This window comes from Streptomyces dengpaensis (assembly GCF_002946835.1).
GTDB classification, from domain to species: Bacteria; Actinomycetota; Actinomycetes; order Streptomycetales; family Streptomycetaceae; genus Streptomyces; species Streptomyces dengpaensis.
On sequence record NZ_CP026652.1, the window covers coordinates 6417959 to 6442879 of the forward strand.

Sequence of the window (24921 nt, forward strand, 5' to 3'; positions counted from 1 at the left end):
GCCTGATCCACCGGCCACGACGGGCGGATGTACCGGCACGGCCCCGACCAACCCACCGGCGCAAAGCGCACCGGCGGCAGGCGAACCCGGCAGCAACAGCGGCAGCGACTACGCCCGGACCCCCCGAAGCTGACCGAGCAACTCCCGCACGACAGCCGTACCGTTCAGCGTCAGCACCGACTCCGGATGGAACTGCACCCCCGCGAACCCAGGCCCCCGCATCGCGTGCACCTCACCACTGTCGCTGCGGCTGACCTCGACGCCATGAGCCGACAGCTCCGCCAAGGCGTCCTCGTCGCACCGCGCCACGAAGCTGTTGTAGAACCCGACCACCTCCCCGCGCCCGAACAGATCGATCCGCGTCTGCGCACCCTGATACGGCACTTCCTTCCGCACGATCTCCAGCCCCAGCTCGGCCGCGATCAGCTCATGTCCAAGGCACACGCCGAGCACCCCATAGCCGTGCCCCCGGATCACCTCAGCGGTGAGAGCCCGCAGAACCCGCATCTTGGGATCCTGGACGTCGCTGGGATCACCGGGACCCGGCCCCAGCACGACAGGCCCCTCGTGCGCGAGCACAGCCTCCCGCAGCCCCGGCGAGTCGTACCGCCGCACCGTCACCTCCAGCCCCGACGACCGCAGTACATGCGCGAGCATCGCGGTGAAGGTGTCCTCACCGTCCACCACGAGCGCATGCCCGTGCAGCGCGTCCGACCTCTCCTGCATCCGCAGCCAGAAGGGCGCGAGCGAGCCCCGCCGCCCGTCCAGCGCCGCCCGCACCCGCGGATCGTCCGCCATCCGGGGCGGCCGTACGCCCTCCTCGCGCGCCCTCTTCCCGACGACCCCCAGCGCCGCCAGCACCCCCGCCGCCTTCGCGTGCGTCTCGGCGACCTCACCGGCCGGATCCGATCCGCGGACGAGCGTGGCGCCGACCGGCACCCGCAGCCGCCCGTCCGCGTCGATGTCGGCGGTCCGGATCAGGATGGGGGAGTCCAGGGTCTGCGCCCCGTTCGCGTCCCGCCCGACGAGGGCCAGCGCACCGGCGTAGTAGCCGCGCCCGCCCACCTCGTGCCGCTCGATCACCCGGCACGCGTTCTGCACCGGCGACCCGGTGACGGTCGCCGCGAACATGGTCTCCTTCAGGACCTCGCGCACATCCAGCGAGGAACGCCCCCGCAACTCGTACTCGGTGTGCGCGAGATGGGCCATCTCCTTGAGCCGCGGCCCGATGACGATCCCGCCCATGTCACCGACGGTGCACATCATCTTGAGCTCCTCGTCGACGACCATCGAGAGCTCCTCGATCTCCTTGCCGTCGGCGAGGAAGCCGAGCAGATCGTCCACGGTCGGCCCCTCGGCGGGGTACCGGTACGTCCCGCTGATCGGGTTCATCACGACGGTCCCGCCCGACATCCGGACATGCACCTCGGGGCTCGCCCCGACCAGCGTCCGCTCCCCGGTGTGCACGACGTACGTCCAGTACGCCCCCCGCTCACCGACGAGGAGCCGACGGAACAGAGCGAGGGCATCGGCCTTCGCGTACCCCGGGATCTCCCCCTCGTACGTCCGCCGGATCACGAAGTTCGCGCCCTCGCCCCGCCCGATCTCCTCGCGCAGCACCCGCCCGACGATCCCCGCGTACTCCTCGTCGGCGACGTCGAAGCCCCCGCCCTCGACCCGCACCTCGTGCGACGGCAGCTCCGCCAGGACCTGCTCCAGTGGCAGCTCGTACGTCTCCTCGGCGGTGAGTACCGCGAGGGGTGTGCCGTCGTCGCGGACGTCGAAGCCGCGCTCCCGGATCTGGCGGAACGGGACGAGGGCGAGGAAGGGGCGGGCGCCGACCGGGATGTCGGCGAGGCGGTCGTAAGAGGCGACCGGGCCGAGCAGGAGCTCGACGACCTCGTGGTCGTGGCCGGGGGTGCGGCGGCGCAGCAGGGCGAACGGACGGGGGTCGTCCAGCAGGTCGAGCAGGTTCATCGGTCTGTTCCTTCTCACTCACAGAGCTCATGGGGAGAGGCACTGGGAGAGGAACGACCCCGGGAAACACCGAAGGCCGCCCCTCGGGCGGCCTTCGCGAAGTCTTGCGTACGCGCAGTCAGTGGGCCGCCGGATGAGCGGGCCACCACCAGTTCTGGGTCGAGTGCGCGAACATGCGCCGCACCCTACCCGACGTCAGGGGTCGCGCAACAGCGTGAACCGTTCGCGCACCGCGTTCGGACGGCTCGGTCACCGGCCATGGATGGCCATGAATCCCGACCGAGGAGAGAGTCATTCACGCACCCCGTTCACCCCAGCTTCGCCGGCGCGGCGCACGCGCCCTCACGGCGGCCGTCGTGGCCGCCGCGGCCTTCGCCGCCGGCTCGTTCGAGGCCGCACGCTCGGCCCCCTTTTCCTCCGCAACCGAGAAGACCGGGAGCGCCGACCACACCGTCCGGGTCACCTATCTCGGCCACGAGTTCGTCGTCCCCGCCTCCTGGCAGATCGTGGACCTGGAGGAGGAGCCGGACGCCTGTGTCCGGTTCGACCGGCACGCCGTGTATCTCGGCACGCCCGGCGCCCGGCAGGACTGCCCGGCGCAGGCCAAGGGACGTACCGAAGCGCTCCTGATCCAGCCGGCCCCCGACCCCGCCGCCAGGAGCTCCGTCACCGAGAACCGCACGGCCCGCACCTACCGGGCCACCATGGGCAACATCACCGTGACCGCCGCGTACGGGGACGACGGCGACGACCGTATGACGATCCAGGACATCCTGAGCAGCGCCGGTCTGCCCGTCCCGGCCGAGGACGCCGAAGAGGCCGAGGAGACCGAGCAGACCGAGGACGCCGAGGAGACCGAGAAGACCGAGGACGCCGGGGAGAACGAGAAGATCCCCGGCGTGGCCGCCACGACGCCCCTCCCCGTCGATGCGACGTCCTACCGGGGCACGGGCTTCGACGCCTGCACCGCCCCGAGCCAGTCGTCGATGGACGCCTGGCGTTCCGCGTCCGGCTACCGCGCCGTGGGCATCTACATCGGCGGGATCAACCGCGCCTGCTCCCAGACGAGACTCACGGCGACATGGGTGCGCAAGCAGTACACGAACGGCTGGCGCTTCTTCCCGCTGTACGTCGGCCGGCAGCCCAGCTCCGACAGCGGCAGTTGCTTGGGCAGCTGCGCGGCGATCACCAATCCGGTGCCGCAGGGAACCGAGGCCGCCGACGACGCCGTCAAACAGGCCGCGGCGCTGGGGCTGGGCAAGGGCACGGTGCTGTACAGCGACGTGGAGCACTACACGCCCGGAGGTGCCGCCACCGACCAGGTGCTCGCCTACCTCGAGGCCTACACCGAACGCCTGCACAAGCTGGGCTACCGCTCCGGCGCGTACGGCGGCGCCTCGTCCCTGGTCGCCGACCTGGTGGCCCACCGGAACGAGGTCACCCTGCCCGACGTGATCCACTTCGCCAGCTGGAACTACCTGTCGACCACCGACGACCCGGCGATCCCAGCGAGCATGTGGGCCGCGCACCAGCGCATCCACCAGTACGTGGGCAACTCGACCGAGACGTACGGGGGTGTGACGATCAACATCGACCGCAACCGGCTGGACGTGGGCTAGCGCGCCCCTCTCCGGGCGGCCGCACGGACCTGCCCTGCGGCCGCCCGGAGCACCCCGATAGAGCGCCCCGTGTCTCAATTGATGAGCAAGTGAAGGGACGCCCGACATGACCCCGTAATGTTGGGGGGGTGACCGTGAACGCTAAGTCCAGCGCGAGCGCTGGCAACACCTGGCGAAACCTGCCCGCGGCGCAGCAGCCTGAGTACCCCGATGCCGAGGCTCTGCGCGATGTGATCGCGGACCTCGAGTCGTATCCGCCGCTCGTCTTCGCGGGTGAGTGCGACCAGCTGCGCGCCCGGTTGGGAGCCGTCGCCAAGGGCGAGGCGTTCCTGCTGCAGGGCGGCGACTGTGCCGAGGCCTTCGACGCCGTGTCGGCCGACCACATCCGTAACAAGCTCAAGACCCTGCTGCAGATGGGCGCTGTGCTCACGTACGCCGCCTCGGTGCCCGTGGTGAAGGTGGGCCGGATCGCCGGCCAGTACTCCAAGCCGCGCTCCAAGCCGACCGAGACCCGTGACGGGGTGACGCTGCCGACCTACCGCGGTGACTCCGTCAACGGTTTCGCCTTCACCGAAGAGGCCCGGATCCCGGACCCCGAGCGTCTGAAGCGGATGTACAACGCGTCCGCCTCGACGCTGAACCTGGTGCGCGCCTTCACCACCGGTGGTTACGCCGACCTGCGCCAGGTGCACGCCTGGAACCAGGACTTCGTGAAGTCGTCGCCGTCCGGCCAGCGCTACGAGCAGCTGGCGCGCGAGATCGACAACGCGCTGAACTTCATGCGGGCCTGCGGGACCGACCCGGAGGAGTTCAAGACGGTCGAGTTCTACGCCTCCCACGAGGCGCTGCTCCTGGACTACGAGTCGGCGCTGACCCGTGTCGACTCGCGGACCGGGCAGCTGTACGACGTGTCGGGGCACATGGTGTGGGTCGGTGAGCGCACCCGTCAGCTGGACGGCGCGCACATCGAGTTCGCCTCGAAGATCCGCAACCCGATCGGGGTCAAGCTGGGTCCGACAACGACGGCCGAGGAGGCGCTGCAGTACATCGAGCGCCTGGACCCGGAGCGCGAGCCGGGCCGTCTCACCTTCATCGTGCGGATGGGTGCGGACAAGGTCCGCGACAAGCTGCCGGAGCTGGTCGAGAAGGTCACCGCGTCCGGCGCGACCGTGGCCTGGGTGACCGACCCGATGCACGGCAACACCTTCGAGGCGGCCTCCGGTCACAAGACCCGCCGCTTCGACGACGTGCTCGACGAGGTCAAGGGCTTCTTCGAGGTCCACAAGGCGCTGGGCACGCACCCGGGCGGCATCCACGTGGAGCTCACCGGTGACGATGTCACCGAGTGCGTGGGCGGCGGCGACGAGATCTTCGTCGACGACCTGCACCAGCGCTACGAGACCGCCTGCGACCCGCGACTGAACCGCAGCCAGTCCCTTGACCTGGCCTTCCTCGTCGCCGAGATGTACCGGGACCAGTAGCGGACCGGTGGCCTTTCCACCTGTTACCGGCGCGTGAGGTGGGGTGCGGATCACATGCGATCCGCACCCCACCTCACTTTTGCGTGTCCTGCGCGGCGGGTAAGGTTAGGTTTGCCTCACCGATCAGCGGGCATCCGGTTCATCGGTACGGCACGAACCATGAACCCTGTCGGGAGGTGACCCGCGTGTACGTCTGCAACTGCTTCGGTGTGACCGAGGCGCAGGTGAGGCAGCATGCGGCGGACGGCGCCTGCACCCCCCGCCAGATAGCGTCGGCATGCAAGGCGGGCACGGACTGCGGTTCGTGCGTCCGCCGCATTCAGGCCCTGCTGGGCCGGGGCGCGTGCCCGCGCCGCGAGCTCGCGGACGAAGGGCGGCCGGTTCTCTCGGAGGTCCGGATGCCCGCGGCGCTGGAAGAGGCCGCCTAGCCGCCGACTGTGCGGTTGGCTGTCCGGCCGCTCGGCTCTGTCCGGCCGCTCAGCTGTCCGGCTGCTCGATCTGCTGCGCGATGTAGAGCGCCTCACCGAGCTTCTCGATCAGCTCCAGGTGCGTGTCCAGATAGTCGATGTGGTGCTCCTCGTCCGCGAGGATCGACTCGAAGATGTTCGCCGACGTGATGTCGCCCTTCGTACGCATCACCTCGATCCCGCGCCTGAGGCGGTCGATCGCCTCGACCTCCACCTGCCGGTCGGCCTGGAACATCTCGGTGACCGTCTGGCCGACCCGTACATGGAACAGCCGCTGGTAGTTCGGCAGGCCGTCCAGCATGAGGATGCGCTCGGTGAGCATGTCCGCGTGCTTCATCTCGTCGATGGATTCTTCACGCGTGTACTTGGCGAGCTTCGTCCAGCCCTTGTTGTCCTGGATGCGGTAGTGCAGCCAGTACTGGTTGATCGCCGTCAGCTCGCCGGTGAGCTGTTCGTTCAGAAACTCGAGGACCTCGGGGTCGCCCTGCATCGCAGCGGCTCCTTCCAAGCGGGGGACTGGGCAGGATGGGCCGCATCTTCGCACCGGCATACGAGGTCGTCCAGTAAGTGCACGCTTAGTAGGAGTTGTCCGAATCTGGCCAACGGCTGGTCATGTGCACTGTCCTGGGTCTGTCAGGATGGAGGCATGGGTCAGCCGGTGGAGCGTGAATCTGGACAAGCGGCACAGTCGGAGCTCCCGCCGGGGCAGCGACTGCAGCGCGGCTGGCCTGTCACGCACTACGGGCCCGTACCCAAGTTCCGCCCCGAACGCTGGGACTTCAGGGTCTTCGGCGCCGCCGCCGACGGCGAGAAGCACTCCTGGACCCACGAGGAATTCACGGCCCTGCCGTACGCCTCCGTCGTGGCCGATCTGCACTGCGTCACGAAGTTCAGCATGCTCGGGGCCGAATGGGGCGGCATCCCGGCCCGTACGATCCTGGAGATCGCCCCGCCCGCGCCCGACGTCACCCATGTGATGGTCTGGGCCGAGTACGGGTTCAGCTCGAACCTCAGCCTGTCGGACTTCGCCTCCGACCGCACGATCTTCGCCACCCACAAGGACGGCGAGCTCCTGACGGCGGAACACGGCTACCCGCTTCGCCTCATCGTCCCCCACCGGTACGCCTGGAAGGGCCCCAAGTGGGTCCGCGGCGTCGAGTACATGACGGCCGACCGCCGCGGCTTCTGGGAGGAGCGCGGCTACCACAACATCGGCGACCCCTGGCGCGAGCAGCGCTACTCGTACCAGGAGGAGCCCGGGGACGGGCCCGAGCTCTGACTCCCCGGGGCGCTCCGGCGTCAGTCGTACTCCTCGGGACGCTCCGGACGTCAGCCGTCGCGCAGCTTCTTCAGGCGCTCCACGTCCGAGGCGTGCCCCTCCTTCCCGCCCGGCGTCTCGATGATCAGGGGTACGCCCTCAGTGGCGGGGTGGGTCATCAGGGCGCGGAACGGGTCCTCGCCTATGTGGCCGGAGCCGATGTTGGCGTGCCGGTCCTTGTGGGCGCCGACCACGTCCTTGGAGTCGTTGGCGTGGATCAGCTTGAGCCGGCCCTCGCCGACCGTGTCGACCAGCAGGTCGAGGGTCTGGTGCATCCCGCTCGGCCCGGTCAGATCGTGGCCCGCCGCGAAGACGTGGCAGGTGTCGAGGCAGACGCCGAGCTTCGGATGGGCGTCGAGCGCCTCGAAGTACGGCCCGAAGTCCCAGGTGCGCGAGCACAGGGAGGCACCCTGACCGGCCGTCGACTCCAGGAGGAGGTACGGGTCGTCGTCGTGGGTCAGCTCGTCCAGCAGCGGCAGCATGTGCTCACGTACCTGCTTGAGGGCGACGCCCCGCTCCCGGCCGCCGGTGGCGCTCCCGGTGTGCACGACCACACCCAGGGCGCCGATCTCCCGCCCGCGCCGCAGTGAGTGCCGCAGCGACTCCACCGACTTCTCGACCGTCGCCTCGGTGTGTGAGCCGAAGTTGACCAGATACGGGGCATGGACGTACGCGGGGATCGACTCGGCGGCGCAGGCGGCGCGGAACTCCTCGTCCTGACGCGGGATTCCGGCGGGCGTCGCCCAGCCGCGCGGGTTGGCGACGAAGACCTGGACCGTCTCGGCCTTGAGTTCGCGGGCATAGGAGAGGCCGACAGAGTTGAGGCCGCCGGCCACGGGGACATGGCCGCCTACGGGGTTGCGGAGCTGCTTGCTGGTCACACCCTTCAGGGTGTCACGTGCTTTCGGGGGCCCGGTCGGCGGACCTCGTGGACGGCCTCAATGGACGTCGGACGGCCTCAGCGGATGTCGACGGACCGCCTCAGCGGACCTCGATGGTGATCGACGACCCCTTGGGCGCCGTCTCGCCGCCCTCCACCGACTGGCTCTTGACCTCGTCCCCGAAGAGCCCGAGCAGCCCGCGGTCCACGTCGACCACGAACCCGGCGGCCTCCAGCTCCTGCGTCGCGTCCTCCACGCTGTCGCCCACGACGTCCGGGACCTCGACCATCTCGGGGCCCTTGGAGACCGTCAGCGTCACCGTGTCGCCCTCGGCGGCCTCGCGGCCCGCGCCCGGCGACTGCTCGGCGACCTCGCCCCTGTCGAACTCCGAGGTGACCGTCTCCGGGGAGATCTTCACCCTCAGGCCCGATTCCCGGAGCTCCGCCGTGGCGTCCTCGACGGACGAGCCCGTGACCTCGGGCACCTCCACCGGGCTGCCCTTGCTGACGGTGAGGGCGACGGCCGAACCGGCACGCCGCTTCGTGCCCGAGTCCGGGTCCGTGCGGATCACGAAGCCCTTGGGGACGTCCTCGTCGAACTCCCGGGTGACCATGCCCGCGGCGAGGCCGTTGTCCTTCAGCACTTCCTTCGCCTTGAAGAGGGCGAAGCCCTTCAGATCGGGCACCTTCACCGTCTCCGGGCCGTCCGAGATGGTCAGCGTCACGGAGTCGTTGTCGCGGATCCGGGCGCCGATCTCCGGGTCGGTGCGGATGACGGTGCCGCGCTTCACGGTGTCGCTGTACTCGTGCTTGACCTCACCGACGTCGAGCCCGGCCTTCGCCAGCCGGTCCTCGGCCTCGGCCTGAGTCTTGGTGAGGATCGCCGGGACCCTGGTGAACTGGCCGGAGTTGATGTACCAGACGCCCGCGCCGAGGCCGAGCACCAGCACGATGGCGGCGACCACCGCGAGCACCCCGCGCTGGTGCCGCGGGGCGCGCCGCGAGGGGGCGACCGGCGCGGATTCGAACCGGCTGGTGTGCTCGAACCGGCTGGTCCGGCCGAGGCCGGAGTTGTCGTCCTCGTGCTCGTCCTCGTTCACCGGCAGCAGGCGCGGCACGGTCAGCGAGCGCGGGATCACGCTCGTACGGTCCTCGGCGATGTCGTGGCCCGCGGCAAGAGCCCCCGGCGGTACGGCGTCGAGCTGCTCGTCGGTGAGTCCGGCCCGCGCCCCCAGGACCTGGCCGAGCAGCGCCGCCGCGTCGTGCGGGCGCACCTCGGGATTGCGGGCGGTCGCCGTGGTGACCAGCTCGTCGAGCTCGTACGGCATCCCCGGCACGGCGGCCGACGGCGGCGGTACGTCCGCGTGGAGGTGCTGGTAGAGCACCTGCGCGGGGGAGTCGCCGGAGTGGGGCTTGTCGCCGGTGAGCATCTCGTAGAGGACGACCCCGCACGCGTAGACGTCGACGCGGGGGTCGGCGGTGCCGTGCTCGATCTGCTCGGGGGCGAGGTACGAAACGGTGCCGAGGACGGCTCCCGTCGTATGCGTCACGGTGTCCACGGCCCGTACGAGGCCGAAGTCCGCCACCTTGACCCGGCCGTCGTCCCCTATCAGGACGTTCTCCGGCTTCATGTCGCGGTGCACGAACCCGGCGCGGTGCGCGGCGCCGAGCGCGGCGAGTACCGGCTCCAGGATGTCGAGCGCGGCCCGCGGCTGCAGGGCGCCGCGCTCGCGCAGGACGTCACGCAGGGTGCATCCGGCGATGTACTCCATGGCCAGATAGACGTACGACCCGTCCGTCCCCTGGTCGAAGACCTGCACCACATTGGGGTGCGCGAGCCTGGCCACCGACTTGGCCTCGCGGATGAAGCGCTCGACGAAGGAACCGTCGGCGGCCAGCGACGGGTGCATCACCTTGAGCGCGAGCACGCGGTCGAGGCGGGTGTCCAGGGCCCTGTAGACCGTGGCCATCCCGCCGACCGCGATGCGTGCGTCGACGCGATACCGGCCGTCGAGCATCTGCCCGACAAGCGGGTCCTGAAGGGTCGTGTCCACGCAGGGGAGTCTACGAGCCGCCACTGTCACGACACCCCGTTCGCCCGATACCGGGGCGCGACTGCAGCGGACCTGTGACGCATGCCGCGGCCGCCCCTGGCGAGAACGCTTCCGGCCAAAGGCCGGCCGAAGGTCAGAACGCGGGCCGCTCCGGATCCAGCTGGGCCAGGCCCTCCGTGGGAGACGACGCCGAGGCGAAGTGCCGTCGGGGAATGCGCCCCGCACGCCGGGCGAGTCGCCCCGCCTCCACCGCGTGCTTCATGGCCTCCGCCATGAGAACAGGCTCCTGCGCCCGCGTCACGGCTGAGGCGAGCATCACACCCGCACACCCCAGTTCCATGGCGAACGCGGCATCGGACGCGGTCCCGGCCCCTGCGTCCAGAATCACCGGCACGCGCGCGTGCTCCACGATCAGCTGGAAGTTGTGCGGGTTCCGGATCCCGAGCCCGGACCCGATGGGCGACCCGAGCGGCATGATCGCGGCGCACCCGACGTCCTCCAGCTTCCGCGCCAGCACAGGATCGTCGTTCGTGTACGGCAGCACGGTGAAGCCGTCGTCGACCAGTGTCTCCGCCGCGTCGAGCAGTTCGATCGGATCGGGCAGCAGTGTCCGCTCGTCGGCGATGACCTCCAGCTTGACCAGATCCGTGCCGAGCGCTTCCCGCGCGAGCCAAGCCGTCAGCACGGCCTCACCCGCGGTGAAACAGCCCGCGGTGTTGGGCAGCACCCGAATGCCCAGCTTGTCGAGAACGGACAGCACCGAGCCGTGCACCGAGGCGTTCACACGCCGCATCGCGACCGTCGTCAGTTCCGTGCCGGACGCCACGAGCGAGCGCTCCAGCACGTCGAGGCTGGGCGCACCGCCCGTACCCATGATCAGACGGGACGAGAAGGACGTACCGCCGAGGACGAAGGGATCGTCGGCCATGGGTCAGCCTCCTTGGACGGCGGTGAGGACTTCGACACGGTCTCCCTCGGAGAGGGCGGTGGACGACCACTGCGCGCGCGGGACGACGGTTTCGTTGAGCGCGGCGGCGACACCGGACGGCGCGGCGGTGAGGGTGGCGACGAGCGCGTCGAGAGCGGTGCCCTCGGCGATGCGCTGTCGCTCTCCGTTGACGAAGACGTTCATGCGGGCTGCTCCGTGACGGCGGCGGCGCCGAAGCGCCGGGGCGTGAAGGGGCGGGCCTCGTCGGGGAGTTCGCCGGTGGTCAGGACGTGCGCCATCGCGTCGCCGGTAATGGGCGTGAGCAGGACGCCGTTGCGATAGTGCCCGGTGGCCAGCAGGAGGCCGTCCAGTTCGGTGGGGCCGAGCAGCGGCGCGTTGTCGGGCGAGCCGGGCCGCAGTCCCGCACGCGTCTCCGTGAGCGGCAGTTCGGTGATGCCCGGAACCAGCTCATGGGCGTCGCGCAGCAGCTGGTACACGCCGCCCGCGGTCACCGTCGTGTCCCAGCCCAGCTCCTCGCTGGTCGCGCCCACGACGAGCTCGCCGCTCTCGCGCGGCACCAGATAGACATGGCTTCCGCGGACGACGGCACGGACGGTACGGCTCAGGAAGGGCGCGTACCGCTTCGGCACGGTCAGCCGCAGCACCTGCCCCTTCACGGGGCGCACGGGTGGCAGTACGTCGTCGGGAACCCCCGCCAGACGCCCGCTGAGGCTGCCTCCGGCGAGCACCACCTGGTCCGCGGCGAGCTCGGTGCCGTCCGTGGTGACCACTCCGGCCGCCCGGTCCCGTACGACGGTCAGCCGCTCCGCCCACGTCCGGTGGAACACCACTCCGGCCCGCTCGCACGCCGTGACCAGGGCCTTGGCGAGCCGGCGCGGATCGACCTGGTGGTCGCCGTCGACCCGTAGACCGCCGCGTACGCCGGGCGCGAGCATCGGCTCCAGACGGCGGCACTCGCGACCGCTCAGCCACTCCGAGTCGAGCCCCGACCGGTGTTGCAGGGCATGCAGTTCCCGCAGATGGGCGCGGTCGTCGGCGTCCAGCGCGACGGCCAGCGTGCCGCACTGGCGGTAGCCGAGGTCCTGGCCCGTCGCCTCGGTGAGCTCGGCGGCGAAGTCCGGATAGCGGCGCGCAGAGGCGAGGTTGAGGCCCAGCAGGGTCTGCTCGCCGTAGTGCAGTTCGGTGACGGCGGCGAGCATTCCGGCGGCCACCTGGGCCGCGCCGCCGCCGGGTTCCGGGTCCACGAGAGCGGTGGTGAATCCGCGTTGCGCGGCCCGCCAGGCCGTCACCAGGCCGATGATCCCGCCCCCGATGACAAGGACGTCTGATCCGTCTGATGTCCGTGACGACTGCGACGGATGCGACAGACGTGACGGATGTGTAGGCGACATGGGCGTCCAGCCCCTCCCTTCGCCGGCATGACCCGGATCAGGTTCGTACGGTCGGAGGCCGCCCAGCCTCCCTCTCAGCCCGGTGCGTCCGGGCTCCCGCGAGTGCTTTACGTTGGCCACCCTAGCCCGCAGAGCGCCGACCTTGTAAGGGAGCCCCCGTCCATGGCCCGCCCTCTCGTCTCCCACCACCACGCTCAAACGAGGGGCTCCGCCCCGCCCCATCGATCTCTGGACGGTCTCGTCCTCGCCCCGGTCGCCGACCAGGCACCAGGTCAGGTGGGCACCCGTACCCGCTTCACCTACCACGAGAAGGACGGCGAGATCTGGGCCGAGTACGCGGGCGGCGATGTCGTACGTGGCCATCTCGTGGGTACCCGTGCGGGCGACCGCCTCGACGTCCGGTACGTGCAGCTGAAGCGCGACGGCGGCACCTCGTCGGGGCACTGCGTGTCCCGCGTGGTGGAGCTGCCCGACGGGCGCGTACGCCTGGAGGAGGCCTGGGAATGGGAGTCGCGGACGGGCAGCGGGACGAGCGTGGTGGAACAGGTCACCGAGCACGCCCCCTGACTGACGAATTGTCAGTTGTCTATGGTGATCAGGTGAACGAGCAGACGCAGGCGCAGTCACAGGCGAGTACGGCACAGCGGGTCGTCGTCGTGGGCGCCGGCATGGCCGGCGTGCAGACCGCGGTCGCCCTGCGCGAACAGGGCTTCACCGGGAGCGTGACCCTGATCGGGGCGGAGCCCCATCAGCCGTACGACAGGCCGCCGCTGTCCAAGGCCGTGCTGCTCGGCAAGGCCGAGGGTTCCGCCTTCGACGTCGACTTCGAGGCGCTGGACATCGACCTGCAGCTCGGGCGTGAGGCGCTCGGCGTGCGCTCTGGGGACCATGAGCTGGACACCGAGACCGGGCCCGTGCCGTACGACGTCCTGGTCATCGCGACCGGCGCGGAGCCCATCCGGCTGCCGGGCGCGGAGGGCGTGCCCGGGGTTCATCTGCTGCGCACCCTGGACGACGCCGAGCGGCTGCGTCCCGTCCTCGCCCAGCAGCACGACATCGTGGTCGTCGGGGCCGGCTGGATCGGCGCCGAGTTCGCCACGGCAGCGCGGGAGGCGGGGTGCGCGGTGACGGTCGTCGAGGCCGCCGACCGGCCGCTCGCCGGGGCGCTGCCCGCCGAGGTGGCCGCGCCGATGGTGTCCTGGTACGCGGACAGCGGGGCCTCGCTGCGAACGCACGCGCGCGTGGAACACGTCGAGCCGGGGGCCGTGGTCCTCGACGACGGCACCCGGGTGCCCGCGGGCGCGGTCGTCGTCGGCATCGGGGCACGCCCCGCGACATCCTGGCTCGCCGGGTCCGGGATCGTGCTGGGCGCCCACCGCGAGATCGTGGCCGACGACCACCTGCGCACCTCCGAACCGGACGTCTACGCCGTCGGCGACTGCGCCTCCTTCCCTTCGGGAAGGTATGAGGAACGCCTGCTGGTCCACCACTGGGACAACGCCCTCCAGGGCCCGCGCACGGTCGCCGCGAACATCATCGGCGAGGCCCCCCTCGCCTACGACCCCGTGCCGTACTTCTGGTCCGAGCAGTTCGGCCGCTTCGTGCAGTACGTAGGCCACCACGCGCCCGCCGACACGACCCTCTGGCGCGGCGACCCCACCGGCGCCGCCTGGACGGTTTGCTGGCTCCGCGAAACCCGCCTCGTCGCCCTTCTGGCGGTAGGCCGTCCCCGGGACCTGGCCCAGGGCCGCCGCCTGATCGAGTCGGGCACCCCGATGAACACGGAACTGCTGACGGACCCGTCGAGGCCTTTGAAGTCGGCCACGGCGTAGCCGAGCGCTGAAGTCGGACACGGCGTAGCCGAGCGGCGGCAGGCCCCGGTTCGCCGAAGGCGGAACCGCGCCCGGGGGAGCCGCACCCGGTGGACCCGGGCGTGTCCCCTCCCCGCCGCGACGGCGGGCCGAAACCCACCCGATCGCGGGAGCGAGGACCCCGCCCCAGGGGAGACTCGGGTACCGAGTGTCAGTCCGAGATGGCAGGCTTGTCCCGTGACCGAGATTGACGCAAAGATCGATGCTCTCGTCCCCGCCTGGCTCACCCTCCCCGACATCGCCGAACAGCTCGGCGTCGAGGTGACCCGCGTCCGGCAGCTGGTCAAGGAGGGCCAGCTGATCGCCGTACGCCGTGGTGAGAACCGCGCGCTGCACGTTCCCGCCGCCTTCATCGACGGGGACAAGGTCGTCAAGGGCCTGTCCGGCACCCTGACGCTCCTGCGGGACGACGGCTTCTCCGACGAAGAGGCGCTCGAGTGGCTCTTCACCCCCGACCCGACCCTGCCCGGCACCCCCGCGCAGGCCCTGAGCGAGAATCGCGGCACGGAGGTGAAGCGCCGCGCCCAGGCGCTCGCCGTCTGACCTGAGACAGACCGTCCGGCGTACGGACCACGCCCGCCACGGCCCCCGGCCCGGCCACCGTGGTCCGTACGCCACCGACAGACAAGGGGGGACACACGCGTGTCCGAGACCGCCGCCACCGCGCGCGCCCGGCTCGCCGACGCCCGCGTCTACCTGTGCACCGACGCCCGCAAGTGCCAGGGCGATCTCGCCGAGTTCCTGGACGCGGTCCTGGAGAGCGGCGTCGACATCGTGCAGCTGCGTGACAAGAGCCTGGAGGCGGCCGAGGAACTCGAATACCTGGAGCTGTTCGCCGACAAGTGCCACATGTACGGCACGCTGCTCGCGGTGAACGACCGGGCGGACGTAGCCCACGCGACCCGCGCCACGCACCCGACCGGAGCCGAGGTACTCCACCTGGGCCAGGGCGACCTCCCGGTTCCCGCCGCCCGCGCCATCCTCGGCGACGACATCCTGATAGGCCGCTCCACGCACTCCGAGTCCGAGGCCGCGGCCGCCGCCGTCCAGGAGGGCGTGGACTACTTCTGCACCGGCCCCTGCTGGCCGACCCCCACCAAGCCCGGCCGCCACGCGCCCGGCCTCGGCCTGGTCCGTTACACGGCCTCCCTCGGCACCGACCGCCCCTGGTTCGCGATCGGCGGCATCGACCTCGGCCATCTCGATGAGGTGCTGGAGGCGGGCGCCCGCCGCGTCGTCGTCGTACGGGCGATCACCGAGGCGGACGACCCGGGAGCGGCGGCGGAAGAGTTCGCGAAGCGGCTGCGTCACCTGTAGTCGTCACGACCGGTCGTCAGGGCAGATGTCGCGAGCAGCTGTCACGTAGCCGTCACGGCAGCTGCCACGTAGCCGTCACGAGCAGTTGTCGCGGGGAGCCGTCGCGCGGCACGGCTGTCCGGCAGGTGTCCGAGGGGTGGACAAGAAGTCGGCAAATCGGGCAATTCTCATTGGTTCGGTTGGGGGACCGGCGCACCCTGGCTAACCTGCGAGTATGGCCCTCGGATCTGCGTCCACCAGGACTGATCGCGCACGCACCGTGCGCGACATGCTCGCGACCGGCAAGACGACGTACTCGTTCGAGTTCTCCGCGCCGAAGACCCCCAAGGGCGAGCGGAACCTGTGGAACGCCCTCCGGAGAGTCGAGGCCGTCGCGCCCGACTTCGTCTCCGTCACCTACGGAGCCGGCGGCTCGACGCGCGCGGGCACGGTCAAGGAGACCGAGCAGATCGTCGCCGACACGACGCTCACTCCGGTCGCCCACCTCACCGCGGTCAACCACTCCATCGCGGAACTGCGCAACATCATCGGCCAGTACGCGGACGCCGGTATCCGCAATATGCTCGCGGTCCGCGGCGATCCGCCCGGCGACCCGATGGGCGCGTGGGTGCCGCACCCCAGCGGTCTGACCTACGCGGCCGAACTCGTCCGTCTCATCAAGGAGTCGGGCGACTTCTGCGTCGGCGTCGCGGCCTTCCCTGAGATGCACCCGCGCTCCGAGGACTGGGACCTGGACGTCGCGCACTTCGTCGACAAGTGCCGCGCCGGCGCCGACTACGCGATCACGCAGATGTTCTTCCACCCGGAGTCGTATCTGCGCCTGCGTGACCGGGTGGTGGCGGCCGGCTGTACGACACCTGTCATCCCGGAGGTCATGCCGGTGACGAGTGTGAAGATGCTGGAACGACTTCCACAGCTCAGCAACGCTTCGATCCCGGACGCCTTGAAAGAGCGGATCCTCACAGCCAAAGACGATCCGGCGGCTGTACGCTCCATTGGCATTGAGTTTGCGACGGAGTTCTGCGCGAGGTTGCTGGCCGAGGGAGTCCCCGGACTGCACTTCATTACACTCAACAACTCCACGGCGACGCTGGAAATCTACGAGAATCTGGGCCTGCACCACCCACAGCAGACCTAGACCCGTCGCACTCGCGTACGACACACTGCGTAGCGGGCACCTGGGAGAGGGGCGTACATGGGCTGGACGGTCCTCTATATCGCTTTCGGCATCGTCGCGCTGTGGCTGCTCGGCGAGGTGCTGCTGCAGTACAAGGCGCGGCTGCGCTACCGGCTACTCGCCTTCGCCGGCTTTCTCGGCGTGGTCCTCGGTGTGCTGATGCCCTCCGTGGTGGTCATCGGCCTGGGCGCGGCCGCCTTCGCCGTCGGCCAGACGTACGTCACCCTGTCGTTCCGCCGCGGCTTCGCTCAGGGCTGGGCTCTCAACGGCCACTCCGCGCCCGGCAAGCCCAGCAAGCGCCGCCGCGGCGAGCCGGACGAGCAGGACCCGATGCTGGAGGTCTCCGACCTCGAGGCGACCGGCGGCGCGTCCTACCGGCAGGACGACGAGTACGCCGAGGACGACGTCTTCGCGCCGGCGCAGTCCGACCGCTTCATGCCCTCGGGATCCGCCGAGCCCGCGGCCGCCGAGAGCACCGCCGTGTACGAGCCGCAGCCGCTGCCCGACGACACCGGCTCGTACGGCGTCTACAGCGACACCGCGTACGCGGCGGCCACCGACCAGTCCTACGCGTCCGCCGCCCAGTCCCAGGACCAGCAGGCCTACGCGTACGACGGCTACTCCGGGTACGACCAGCAGCAGTACGGCTACGACAACGGCCAGCAGCAGTACGCCGCCTACTCCGACCCGTACATCGGCACGCAGACGTACACCGGCGCCTCGTACGACACCACGTACGGCGGCGATCAGCAGCAGTACATGCAGCAGCAGGGCTACGGCCAGGACCAGTACGCCTCCGGCACCTACGGCGGCGAAACCCCGGCCGCGGGTTCCTGGGTGCCGCAGCAGCGCACCACCGACGACCCGTACGGCGGTGAACTCCCGCCCGAGCAGCCGTATCCGTACCAGGGCAACACCAACGGCAACGGCGCCGGGTACGACGAGCAGTACCGGTACTGACGGCGCCCGCCAGGGCCGTACGACCCCTCGTCGGGAGCGCACGCCCCCTCGTGCGGGCCGTACGCCCCCTCAGCGCGCCCGTGTGCTTACTGCGAGCCCCGGAACTCCGGTCCCTCCACGATCAGCCCGGCGACCAGCGCGCCCGACATGCCCGCGTGCGGGAGGCCGCCGCCGGGGTGCGCCCAGCCGCCCGCCGCGAACAGGCCCGGCATGCGCGTGCCGTTCGACGGGTGCAGCAGACGGCCGTCCGCCGCGGCGAGCGCCGGGGCGGGGACCGCGCCGCCGTCGGCCCCTGTCGTCTCCGCGATGTAGGCCGGGGTGCGGACCTCGTGCCACAGAAGGCGGTCGCGGAGCCCGGGTATGGCACGCTCGGTGACGCCGAGGACCCGCTCCACATCCGACTCGGACACCGGAAGACCCGAAGGCACGGACACGGTCAGCGTGACCGCCTCGTGCTCCGCGTCCGGTACGAGCGCGGGGTCGTCGGGGCGCGACACCGTGACCGTGGGCGCGGCCGGGAGTCCCGAGCGCTCACCGAAGAGCCGGTCCAACTCCTCCTCGCGGTCCCCCGCGTGGACCACCGTCCGATGCGCCACCCCCTCGGGCCGTCCACCGCGCAGCGCCAGCAGCACGGTCAGCCGGCTGGGCGCCCCGCGCCGCGGCGGGACCTCGCCCTCCGCGCGTATCGCCGTCCCTGGGGCGAGGCGGTCCAGCGCGCCGGGCGCCACCCCCGCCACGACGAAGTCGGCGTCCGCGACCGTGCCGTCCGTGAGTTCCACGCCCGCCGCCCGGCCGTCCTTCTCGACGATCCGCTCGACGCAGGTCTCGAAGCGGAACTCGACCTTGCGGGCGAGGCACCGCTCGTACACCGCGCGCGCCAACTCCCGTATGCCTCCGCGCACATACCAGCTGCCGAAGGCGTGCTCCATATAGGGCAGCACGGCGGCGCTCGCCGGGGTGACGCGTGGGTCGAGCCCGTACGCGAGGGCGGTGCCCTCCAGGAGGGCCGTCAGGCGCGGGTCGCGCAGCTCCCAGGCGGCGACCTCGGCGAGGGTGGTGGCCCGCCGGGTGCGCAGCAGCTTCTTGTGCGGCACCGAGGGGTAGGGCTCGCGCTCGGCGAGCACCGACCAGTTGGGCCACAGCGGCTCCTCCAGGAGCGGCCGGCGCGTGCGGTCCCACGCCTCGCGGGCCCGCACCAGGAAGTCGCCCCACCGCGCGCCCGCGGGCGCTCCGAGCGCCTCGTCCAGCGCGCCGACGACTCCGGCACGCGAGGCGTTCGGCAGCGACACCTCCGTGCCGTCGGCGAAGACATGCCGCGACGACGGGTCAACCTGGACCAGCTCGACGCACTCCTCCAGTGGCTGCTTGCCTGTCTTGATGAAGAGGTCGCGGTAGACCGCGGGCAGCGGCAGCAGTGCCGGGCCCATGTCGAACGCGAAGCCGTCGCGCTCGAAGCGGCGCACCGCACCGCCGTACGTCGCCCCACGCTCGTACACCACCACCCGGTGGCCCGCGACGGCCAGCCGGGCGGCGGCCGCCATCGCGCCCATCCCGGCGCCGATCACCGCAATCCGTCCCATGCCGGGGACTTTATCGGCCACCACTGACAGCCCCGAATCCGCAGGTACCCGGCCAGGGGGAGTACCGACACGGACGCGATCGTCACCAGCGCGCAACGGTCCGTTCTGGGCGTGAGTGCGCAGGTCTGAGTATCCGTACCTAGTGAGTGAGTTGAGTACGCGCGCGGATGGGGTCCGACCTGCGTGAACGAGAGAGTGGAGACACGGAAAGGGGCGCGGCTCCGGCACCGCCGACACGGGGCGGCGGAACGGCTCTCGCGCCCTTGACCGCTCCTTCCGCCGACGCTGTCGGCGGGAGCGAGGCACGGGGGAACCCGGGGGACGACCGCACGGGGGCCCAACGGGGGAGTACGGGGGAGCACGGCGAAGCGCCGGTTCGAGATGGCCCGTGGGGGATGCGGCCACGTCGGACCGGCGCTTTCGTGTGCGTCCGCCGGCGAGGGGCAGTGGCTGCCGTATCGGCTCCGCGTCCGCCTGCCCGGCTCCGCGTCTGCCGGCTCGGCTCCGCGTCTGCCGGCTCGGCTCCGCGTCTGCCGGCTCGGCTCCGCGTCTGCCGGCTCGGCTCCGCGTCCGCCGACCCGGGATCAACGGCTGTCGCCGGTCCCCGCCGGTCCGACCTCAGCGGCTGCCGCTCACGCGCCCCTGCAGCAGCCGCGACAGCGCCGCGTGGACGTCGTCCAGGGAACGCTCCGGCTGGAAGGCCTTCCAGTCCAGGGCGGCCACCAGGACCATGCCGACCAGCGCGGCCGCCGTCAGCGGGATGTCGATCTCGTCGCTGAGCTCGCCGTTCGCCACCCCGTCGCGCAGGACGCCCTCGACGACCGCGACCGCCTCCTGCCGGACCACCAGCAGCGTGGACTGCCAGGCCCGGTTGGTGCGCCACAGCTCGGCGACATACAGCTGCGTGAAGGCCGGATAGCGGTCGATGAAGACGAGCCCGGCCCGGATCATCGCGTCCAGCGCGTCGACCTTGCTGCCGCCGTTCCGCGCGGTCTCTTCCGCCGCCTCCCGTAGGGAGGCGGTCAGGAGCCCCACGCCGTGCCGCAGCAGCTCTTCGAAGAGAACCGATTTGCTCGCGAAGTTGTAGTAGACCGTGCCCTTCGCGACCCCGGCGCGCTCGGCGATCTCGTCCACGGTGGTGGCGGAGAAGCCCTGTTCGGCGATCAGGGTGACGGCCGCCTCGTAGAGTTTCTGCCGGGTCGCCTCGCGACGGCTGCCGCCGCCGATGGTGGTGCTGCTGCTTTCCATGGCCCCGATTGTCACAGGAGCCGTCGCCTGCGTGGTCACAGGCTCAGCTCCGGGTGCAGCCGGTCGAGGGTCCACACCTGCTTGCGGCGCGCCGACAGGGTGGTGAGCGCGAGGGCCCCCGCGGTGAAGGCCATCAGGACGGCGCACGCCTGCCAGACGGGCCCCAGGCCGCCGCCCGTGATGAGCCTCCTGAGGGCCTCGACGACGTAACTCATCGGCATGAAGGGGTGGATCGCGTTGAAGAAGCCCGGACTGGTCTGGACGGGGTACGTGCCGCCCGCCGACGTCAGCTGGAGCATCAGGAAGGCGAGGACGAGGATCCGGCCCGCGGCTCCGAAGCGCGCGTTCAGCCACTGCACGATCGCCGCGAAGCACGCCGTCACCAGGAACAGGAAGCCCACCGTCCCGGCCGCCCGCGCCATCTCCAGGCCGATCGCCCAGTGGAGCACGGCCATCAGGGCCGCCGTCTGCAGTACCCCCACGGCGGCCACCGGAAGCCAGCCCGCCAGCGCGATGCGCCAGGCCGAGGCACCCGCCGCGAGCGCGCGCCGGTTGAGCGGCTGGATCAGCATGTACGCCACCATCGCGCCCACCCACAGGGACAGCGGGATGAAGTACGGGGCGAAGCCCGTGCCGTAGTTGGGCGCCTTGTGCAGGTCCTGGGAGGCGAGCCGGACGGGGTTGGCCATGACCTGGGTGCGCTGGTCGCGGTCCCGCTTGCCGTAGTCGGGGATCTGGTCGGCGCCGTCGTGCAGCCCGCCGACGAGCTTCCCTGAGCCGCCGACGAGCTTGTAGATGCCCGTGTCGAGGTCGCCTGCGCCCGTCTTGAGCGCGCCGACGCCCGTGTCGAGGTCCGCCGCGCCGGTCTTGGCCGTGCCGAGCCCGGTGTGCAGCCGCTTGGCCCCCTTGGCGGCCTTCTCCGCGCCCTTGTTCAGCTGGTTGATCTCGGAGACGGCGTCGTCGAGGTCCTCGGAGAGGTGCGGCGAGCGGTCGGCGAGTGCCTGGGCCTGCTTCTGGAGGGTGGCCAGGTTCTTGTCGAGCGTGTCGAGGTCGCCGTCCTGGTCGTCGATCAGCGTGTTCACGTCGTCGGCGACCTTGGCCACGTCCGCGGCCGCCTCCTTGGCCTTCTTCAGGCCGGGACACGCGGGGTCGGGGACCGGCGGGGTCTCGCAGCGCGCCTTGTAGACGGTGTTCAGCGTGCCGGAGGCAGTGTGGGCTCCCTTGGCCGCGGCCGGAGCCGTCTCCACCAGGGTGTCGAGGTTGTGGCGGATCCCGGCGGCGGAGTCGGCGACGAGCTGGGCCGTGTCGCCGATCGACTTCTCGTTGTCCTTCAGGAAGGGGCCCACCTTGTCCGCGGCCCCGTTGACCTTGTCGGCCAGCGACTGCGTGCCCTCCGCGACCTGGCGTGAACCGTCCTCCAGGTCGCCCGCGCCCTTGTTGAGCTTCTTCAGGCCCCCGGAGAGCTTCCCGCTGCCCTTCTTGGCCTCCTCCAGACCGTCCGCGAGATCCTTGGCGCCCTGCTTCGCCTTGCCGATCCCGTCCTTGAGCCGGTCGGCCCCCTCGGCGGCCTTCACGGTCGCCCCGTGGATGTCCGAGAACGAGATGAAGATCTTGTCGAGGAACGACCGCGAGGCCTTCGTGGACGCGGCCGTGCGCACCTCGCTGAACACCGTCCGGGAGATCTGCCCGACGATGTAGTTGTTCGCGTCGTTCGTACGCACCTGGAGCGCGCCCGTCTCCGGCACGTCGCCGGAGCTGGACGCGATCCTCTCGCTGAAGTCGCCCGGCACCGTCAGCGACAGGTAGTACGTGCCGTCCTCGACGCCCCGGCGGGCCTCGGCGGCGCCCACCTCGTGCCACGCGAAGACGTCGCTGTCCCGCAGCCCCTTGGTGATGTCGTCGCCCGCCGAGACCTTCTTGCCCGCGGCCGTGGCCCCCTCGTCGTCGTTCACCAGCGCCACGGGGATGCGGTCGAGACGGGCGTACGGATCCCAGAACGACCACAAGTAGAGCGCGCCGTACAGCAGGGGCAGCAACAGGAGCGCGGCCAGCGCGGCGCGCGGCAGCCTGCCCCGGCCGAAGCGCCTGAGCTCAAGCGCGGCCAGTTTCGGCGAGCGCATCGGCCGTCTCCTTCCGCCCGCTCTTCTGGGGGTTGACGACGGTGGCGCCCTCGGGGGCCTCGCTGCACACCGCCACGACCGTGGTGCCGGACTCGGCGAGCGACTTCAACAGGGCCCAGGCTTCGGTCCGTTCGGCGTCCGAGAGCTTCAGGTCGGTGTCGTCGACGCCGAGGAGCTGAGGGCGGCCGATGAGCGCCAGCGCCAGGGACAGTCGCAGGGCTTCGAGCCGCTCCAGGTCGCGTACGGCGGTCCGGGAGCCCTTGGGCAGGGCCTCCCGGTCGAGACCGGCGGTGGCCAGCGCGGTGTCGATCCGCAGCTCGGTCTCCGTGACCCGCTCTCTGCGCGGTCGCAGAAACCCGCGCAGGGAGCCGCCGAACCGCCGCTGCAACAGCGCCCGTTCACGCAGGTGCTCTCCCACGGTCAGGGCCGGATCCAGATCGGTCACGCCGGGTACGTGCGCGAGCGCGCTCACGCGCCGCACGGCGGCCATCTGCTTCGGCAGCCTGGACGCACCCATGGTGGCCGTCCCCTCGGTGGGCTTCATCCGGCCCGTGAGCGCGAGCAGCAGGCACGTGCGGCCGGATCCGGACGGTCCCTCGATCGCGATCAGCGAGCCGGGCTCCGCGTCGAAGGAGACTCCGCGGAAAGCCCAGCCGCGGGGTCCCGCGAGCCCGAAGTCCTCGGCCGTGACGCCCAGTCCGCATGGACTGGCCATGACGCCCGGTCCATGCGGACTGTCCACAGCTTCCCCATCCCCTGGCACTGCCTGTGGCGGAACCACTTTTGAACTGACTGGTCAGTGCAAAATCTAGCCCGAACTTGCGATCGAAGCAAAAGGCCAGGTCAGAACGGATTGTCAGTGGCATACCTCACGATGGGCACATACGGCCACAGTGCCGTCACACAGACGACAGGAGGTTCGTCATGGCCAGCTCTTCCGCGGCCGCCGCCCGCCGGCGCCGCGCCACCGGCCCTGCCCCCTCACTGAACGGCCCGGCGAGCGACGTGCACCCCGTGCTGCGCCGGGCCACGGCCCCGCCCGCCGCCCTCGATCTGCTCGCCCAGGCCCGCGCCGGACTCGACGAGGCGACGGCACTCGACACGCCCAACGAGCGGTATGCGACAGCCCACTTGGCCGCGCTGCGCACCGCCGCCGCCGTCCTCGCCGCGCGCGGACGCCCGGAGACCACGCCCCGACGCAGGGCCCGCATCCGGAGCGCCTGGGAAGTGCTCCCCGAAATCGCGCCCGAACTCACCGAGTGGAGCGCGCTGTTCGCCTCGGGCGCGACCCGCCGCGCCCGCGCCGAGGCGGGCATACAGGGCGCGGCCAGCAGCCGCGACGCCGACGACCTGCTGCGCGACGTGGCGATGTTCCTGCGCCTCGTCGAGCGCATGCTCGTACTGCAGCCCGTCCTGCCGCAGCCACGACAGGAGCCACGACAGGAGGGAGACCAGCAGGTCCCGGACGCCGGCTGACCGGCAGCGGAGCCACCGCCCGCTGTGCTGGTGCCCCCGTCGCGCCCACCCGATCCGCCGGGTGGGACGGAGGATCGGCCACGGCCGCGGAGGCAATAGGGTGGAGGCGCCTGAAGCCTCCGCCCGGGAGGCCGCCCGATCGCTCCGCCGCGCAAGAGGCGGTGCCGCGCCGAGGAGTCAACTGCCGTGTCGGACCCGATGCGCCCACCCGTCTCCCACCACCACCCTCAACCGGCGTCGCTGCGCTCCGACCCCTCTCGACCTCGCGCTTCTCTTCGTACCGCCGTGGTCTGGGAGGTCCTCAAGGACGCCCTGGACCGCCGGGTCAAGGCCACGGGGCGGGAGTCCCTCGACGTACTCGACACCGGGGGCGGCAGCGGCAACTTCGCGGTGCCCGTGGCCCGCCTCGGCCACCGCGTCACCGTCGTCGACCCCAGCCCGAACGCGCTGTTCGCGCTGGAGCGCCGGGCCGCCGAGGCCGGCGTCGCCGACCGTGTGCAGGGCGTCCAGGGCGACGCACACGGCCTCTTCGACGTGGTCGAGCGCGGTGGCTACGACGTGGTGCTGTGCCACGGCGTGCTGGAGTACGTGGACGACCCGGCCGAGGGCGTGCGCAACGTGGTGGACGCGCTGCGCCCCGAGGGCGTCCTCAGCCTCCTCGCCGCGGGCCTGGGCGGAGCCGTGCTGGCCCGCGCCCTCGCCGGGCACTTCAAGGAGGCCAGGCAGGCACTCGATGACCCGGACGGACGCTGGGGCGAGGGCGATCCCGTACCCCACCGCTTCACCGCCGAACAGCTCACCGCCCTGGTCGAGGGCGCGGGCCTGCGTGTCGGTGCCGTGCACGGCGTGCGGGTCTTCGCCGACCTGGTGCCCGGGGTTCTCGTGGACACCGAGCCCGGGGCCGTGGAGGCGCTGCTGAAGTTGGAGGCCGCGGCGGCCGAGCTCCCCGCGTTCCAGTCCGTGGCGACGCAGCTCCATGTGCTCGGTGAGGCGCAGGGGCCGGCCGAGGGCTGAGCCGGCTCTCGTGAGAGAGAGC

24 protein-coding genes and 1 riboswitch are annotated in these 24921 nt (G+C 71.2%); of the genes, 12 read left to right on the forward strand and 12 right to left on the reverse strand.

Annotation, left to right across the window (positions count from 1 at the left end; translation table 11 throughout):
* Nucleotides 1-108 precede the first annotated feature (108 nt).
* Together C4B68_RS29570 and C4B68_RS44845 are read right to left on the reverse strand one after the other, a co-directional pair.
* On the reverse strand, nt 109-1977 hold the full coding sequence (locus C4B68_RS29570) for an anthranilate synthase family protein (protein WP_099500960.1): 1869 nt from the start codon (nt 1975-1977) through the stop codon (nt 109-111).
* 118 nt (nt 1978-2095) lie between these two features.
* Entirely contained in the window at nt 2096-2272 is a 177-nt protein-coding gene (locus C4B68_RS44845) for a trp operon leader peptide (protein WP_107475399.1), read from the reverse strand.
* A 61-nt stretch (nt 2273-2333) separates the two neighbouring features.
* Here C4B68_RS44845 and C4B68_RS29575 point away from each other — a divergent pair, with 61 nt between their 5' ends.
* The 3 genes from C4B68_RS29575 to C4B68_RS29585 all read left to right on the forward strand — a co-directional run bounded on the left by C4B68_RS29575 (nt 2334) and on the right by C4B68_RS29585 (nt 5505).
* Nucleotides 2334-3596, forward strand: coding sequence for a glycoside hydrolase domain-containing protein (locus C4B68_RS29575; protein WP_099500961.1), 1263 nt, complete (start codon nt 2334-2336; stop codon nt 3594-3596).
* 128 nt (nt 3597-3724) lie between these two features.
* Complete coding sequence (locus C4B68_RS29580) at nt 3725-5077, forward strand: class II 3-deoxy-7-phosphoheptulonate synthase (protein WP_099500963.1); 1353 nt, start codon at nt 3725-3727, stop codon at nt 5075-5077.
* Nucleotides 5078-5262: 185 nt separating this feature from the next.
* Nucleotides 5263-5505 carry a (2Fe-2S)-binding protein gene (locus tag C4B68_RS29585; protein WP_180289227.1) on the forward strand — a complete coding sequence of 81 codons (243 nt, stop codon included), beginning with the start codon at nt 5263-5265 and terminating at the stop codon, nt 5503-5505.
* A 49-nt stretch (nt 5506-5554) separates the two neighbouring features.
* On the opposite strand, the gene bfr is transcribed toward C4B68_RS29585, so the two are convergent.
* The gene (gene bfr, locus C4B68_RS29590; RefSeq protein ID WP_099500967.1) at nt 5555-6034 is read right to left on the reverse strand and encodes a bacterioferritin; all 480 of its coding nucleotides are present in this window, start codon (nt 6032-6034) and stop codon (nt 5555-5557) included.
* 156 nt (nt 6035-6190) lie between these two features.
* Here bfr and C4B68_RS29595 point away from each other — a divergent pair, with 156 nt between their 5' ends.
* The gene (locus C4B68_RS29595; protein ID WP_099500969.1) at nt 6191-6823 is read left to right on the forward strand and encodes a sulfite oxidase-like oxidoreductase; all 633 of its coding nucleotides are present in this window, start codon (nt 6191-6193) and stop codon (nt 6821-6823) included.
* Nucleotides 6824-6873: 50 nt separating this feature from the next.
* Here the strand turns inward: C4B68_RS29595 and C4B68_RS29600 are convergent, their stop codons facing one another.
* From C4B68_RS29600 to thiO, 5 genes are all read right to left on the reverse strand, one after another.
* Entirely contained in the window at nt 6874-7743 is an 870-nt protein-coding gene (locus tag C4B68_RS29600; protein WP_099500971.1) for a deoxyribonuclease IV, read from the reverse strand.
* Nucleotides 7744-7843: 100 nt separating this feature from the next.
* Nucleotides 7844-9796 carry a Stk1 family PASTA domain-containing Ser/Thr kinase gene (gene pknB / locus C4B68_RS29605; RefSeq protein ID WP_099500973.1) on the reverse strand — a complete coding sequence of 651 codons (1953 nt, stop codon included), beginning with the start codon at nt 9794-9796 and terminating at the stop codon, nt 7844-7846.
* A 133-nt stretch (nt 9797-9929) separates the two neighbouring features.
* Nucleotides 9930-10724: a thiazole synthase gene (locus tag C4B68_RS29610; RefSeq protein WP_099500975.1), complete on the reverse strand. Its 795-nt coding sequence runs from the start codon at nt 10722-10724 to the stop codon at nt 9930-9932.
* A 3-nt stretch (nt 10725-10727) separates the two neighbouring features.
* Nucleotides 10728-10928, reverse strand: a complete 201-nt coding sequence (gene thiS / locus C4B68_RS29615; RefSeq protein WP_099500977.1) for a sulfur carrier protein ThiS — start codon at nt 10926-10928, stop codon at nt 10728-10730.
* The gene (gene thiO / locus C4B68_RS29620; protein ID WP_240634522.1) at nt 10925-12136 is read right to left on the reverse strand and encodes a glycine oxidase ThiO; all 1212 of its coding nucleotides are present in this window, start codon (nt 12134-12136) and stop codon (nt 10925-10927) included. The genes thiS and thiO overlap by 4 nt, the downstream gene beginning before the upstream one ends.
* A riboswitch (TPP riboswitch) is annotated at nt 12134-12246 on the reverse strand. (Overlaps the previous gene by 3 nt.)
* Before the next feature lie 52 nt (nt 12247-12298).
* Between thiO and C4B68_RS29625 the strand changes: the two genes are divergently transcribed.
* The 6 genes from C4B68_RS29625 (at nt 12299) to C4B68_RS29650 (ending at nt 17461) form a co-directional block, all read left to right on the forward strand.
* Nucleotides 12299-12703 carry an avidin-fold protein gene (locus C4B68_RS29625; protein ID WP_099500979.1) on the forward strand — a complete coding sequence of 135 codons (405 nt, stop codon included), beginning with the start codon at nt 12299-12301 and terminating at the stop codon, nt 12701-12703.
* Nucleotides 12704-12735: 32 nt separating this feature from the next.
* The gene (locus tag C4B68_RS29630) at nt 12736-13968 is read left to right on the forward strand and encodes an NAD(P)/FAD-dependent oxidoreductase (protein ID WP_240634523.1); all 1233 of its coding nucleotides are present in this window, start codon (nt 12736-12738) and stop codon (nt 13966-13968) included.
* A gap of 216 nt (nt 13969-14184) precedes the next feature.
* Complete coding sequence (locus C4B68_RS29635) at nt 14185-14550, forward strand: Rv2175c family DNA-binding protein (RefSeq protein ID WP_099500983.1); 366 nt, start codon at nt 14185-14187, stop codon at nt 14548-14550.
* A 99-nt stretch (nt 14551-14649) separates the two neighbouring features.
* Nucleotides 14650-15324 carry a thiamine phosphate synthase gene (gene thiE / locus C4B68_RS29640; protein WP_099500985.1) on the forward strand — a complete coding sequence of 225 codons (675 nt, stop codon included), beginning with the start codon at nt 14650-14652 and terminating at the stop codon, nt 15322-15324.
* A gap of 214 nt (nt 15325-15538) precedes the next feature.
* Nucleotides 15539-16462 (forward strand): methylenetetrahydrofolate reductase [NAD(P)H], encoded by a 924-nt coding sequence (gene metF / locus C4B68_RS29645; protein ID WP_099500986.1) that lies wholly within the window; start codon nt 15539-15541, stop codon nt 16460-16462.
* A 57-nt stretch (nt 16463-16519) separates the two neighbouring features.
* On the forward strand, nt 16520-17461 hold the full coding sequence (locus C4B68_RS29650) for an SCO2102 family sporulation regulator (protein ID WP_099500988.1): 942 nt from the start codon (nt 16520-16522) through the stop codon (nt 17459-17461).
* A gap of 86 nt (nt 17462-17547) precedes the next feature.
* Here the strand turns inward: C4B68_RS29650 and C4B68_RS29655 are convergent, their stop codons facing one another.
* From C4B68_RS29655 to C4B68_RS29670, 4 genes are all read right to left on the reverse strand, one after another.
* Nucleotides 17548-19041, reverse strand: coding sequence for a phytoene desaturase family protein (locus C4B68_RS29655; RefSeq protein WP_099500990.1), 1494 nt, complete (start codon nt 19039-19041; stop codon nt 17548-17550).
* 618 nt (nt 19042-19659) lie between these two features.
* Nucleotides 19660-20289 carry a TetR/AcrR family transcriptional regulator gene (locus C4B68_RS29660; RefSeq protein WP_099501179.1) on the reverse strand — a complete coding sequence of 210 codons (630 nt, stop codon included), beginning with the start codon at nt 20287-20289 and terminating at the stop codon, nt 19660-19662.
* A 35-nt stretch (nt 20290-20324) separates the two neighbouring features.
* A complete protein-coding gene (locus C4B68_RS29665; protein ID WP_099500991.1) occupies nt 20325-22409 on the reverse strand; it encodes a YhgE/Pip family protein in 2085 nt (694 codons plus the stop codon).
* Entirely contained in the window at nt 22381-23124 is a 744-nt protein-coding gene (locus tag C4B68_RS29670; RefSeq protein ID WP_099500993.1) for an ATP-binding cassette domain-containing protein, read from the reverse strand. Before C4B68_RS29670 ends, C4B68_RS29665 begins: the two co-directional genes overlap by 29 nt.
* A 209-nt stretch (nt 23125-23333) precedes the next feature.
* Here C4B68_RS29670 and C4B68_RS29675 point away from each other — a divergent pair, with 209 nt between their 5' ends.
* A complete protein-coding gene (locus C4B68_RS29675; RefSeq protein WP_099500995.1) occupies nt 23334-23885 on the forward strand; it encodes an SAV_6107 family HEPN domain-containing protein in 552 nt (183 codons plus the stop codon).
* 186 nt (nt 23886-24071) lie between these two features.
* Complete coding sequence (locus tag C4B68_RS29680; RefSeq protein ID WP_099500997.1) at nt 24072-24899, forward strand: methyltransferase; 828 nt, start codon at nt 24072-24074, stop codon at nt 24897-24899.
* The last annotated feature ends 22 nt before the right edge of the window (nt 24900-24921 follow it).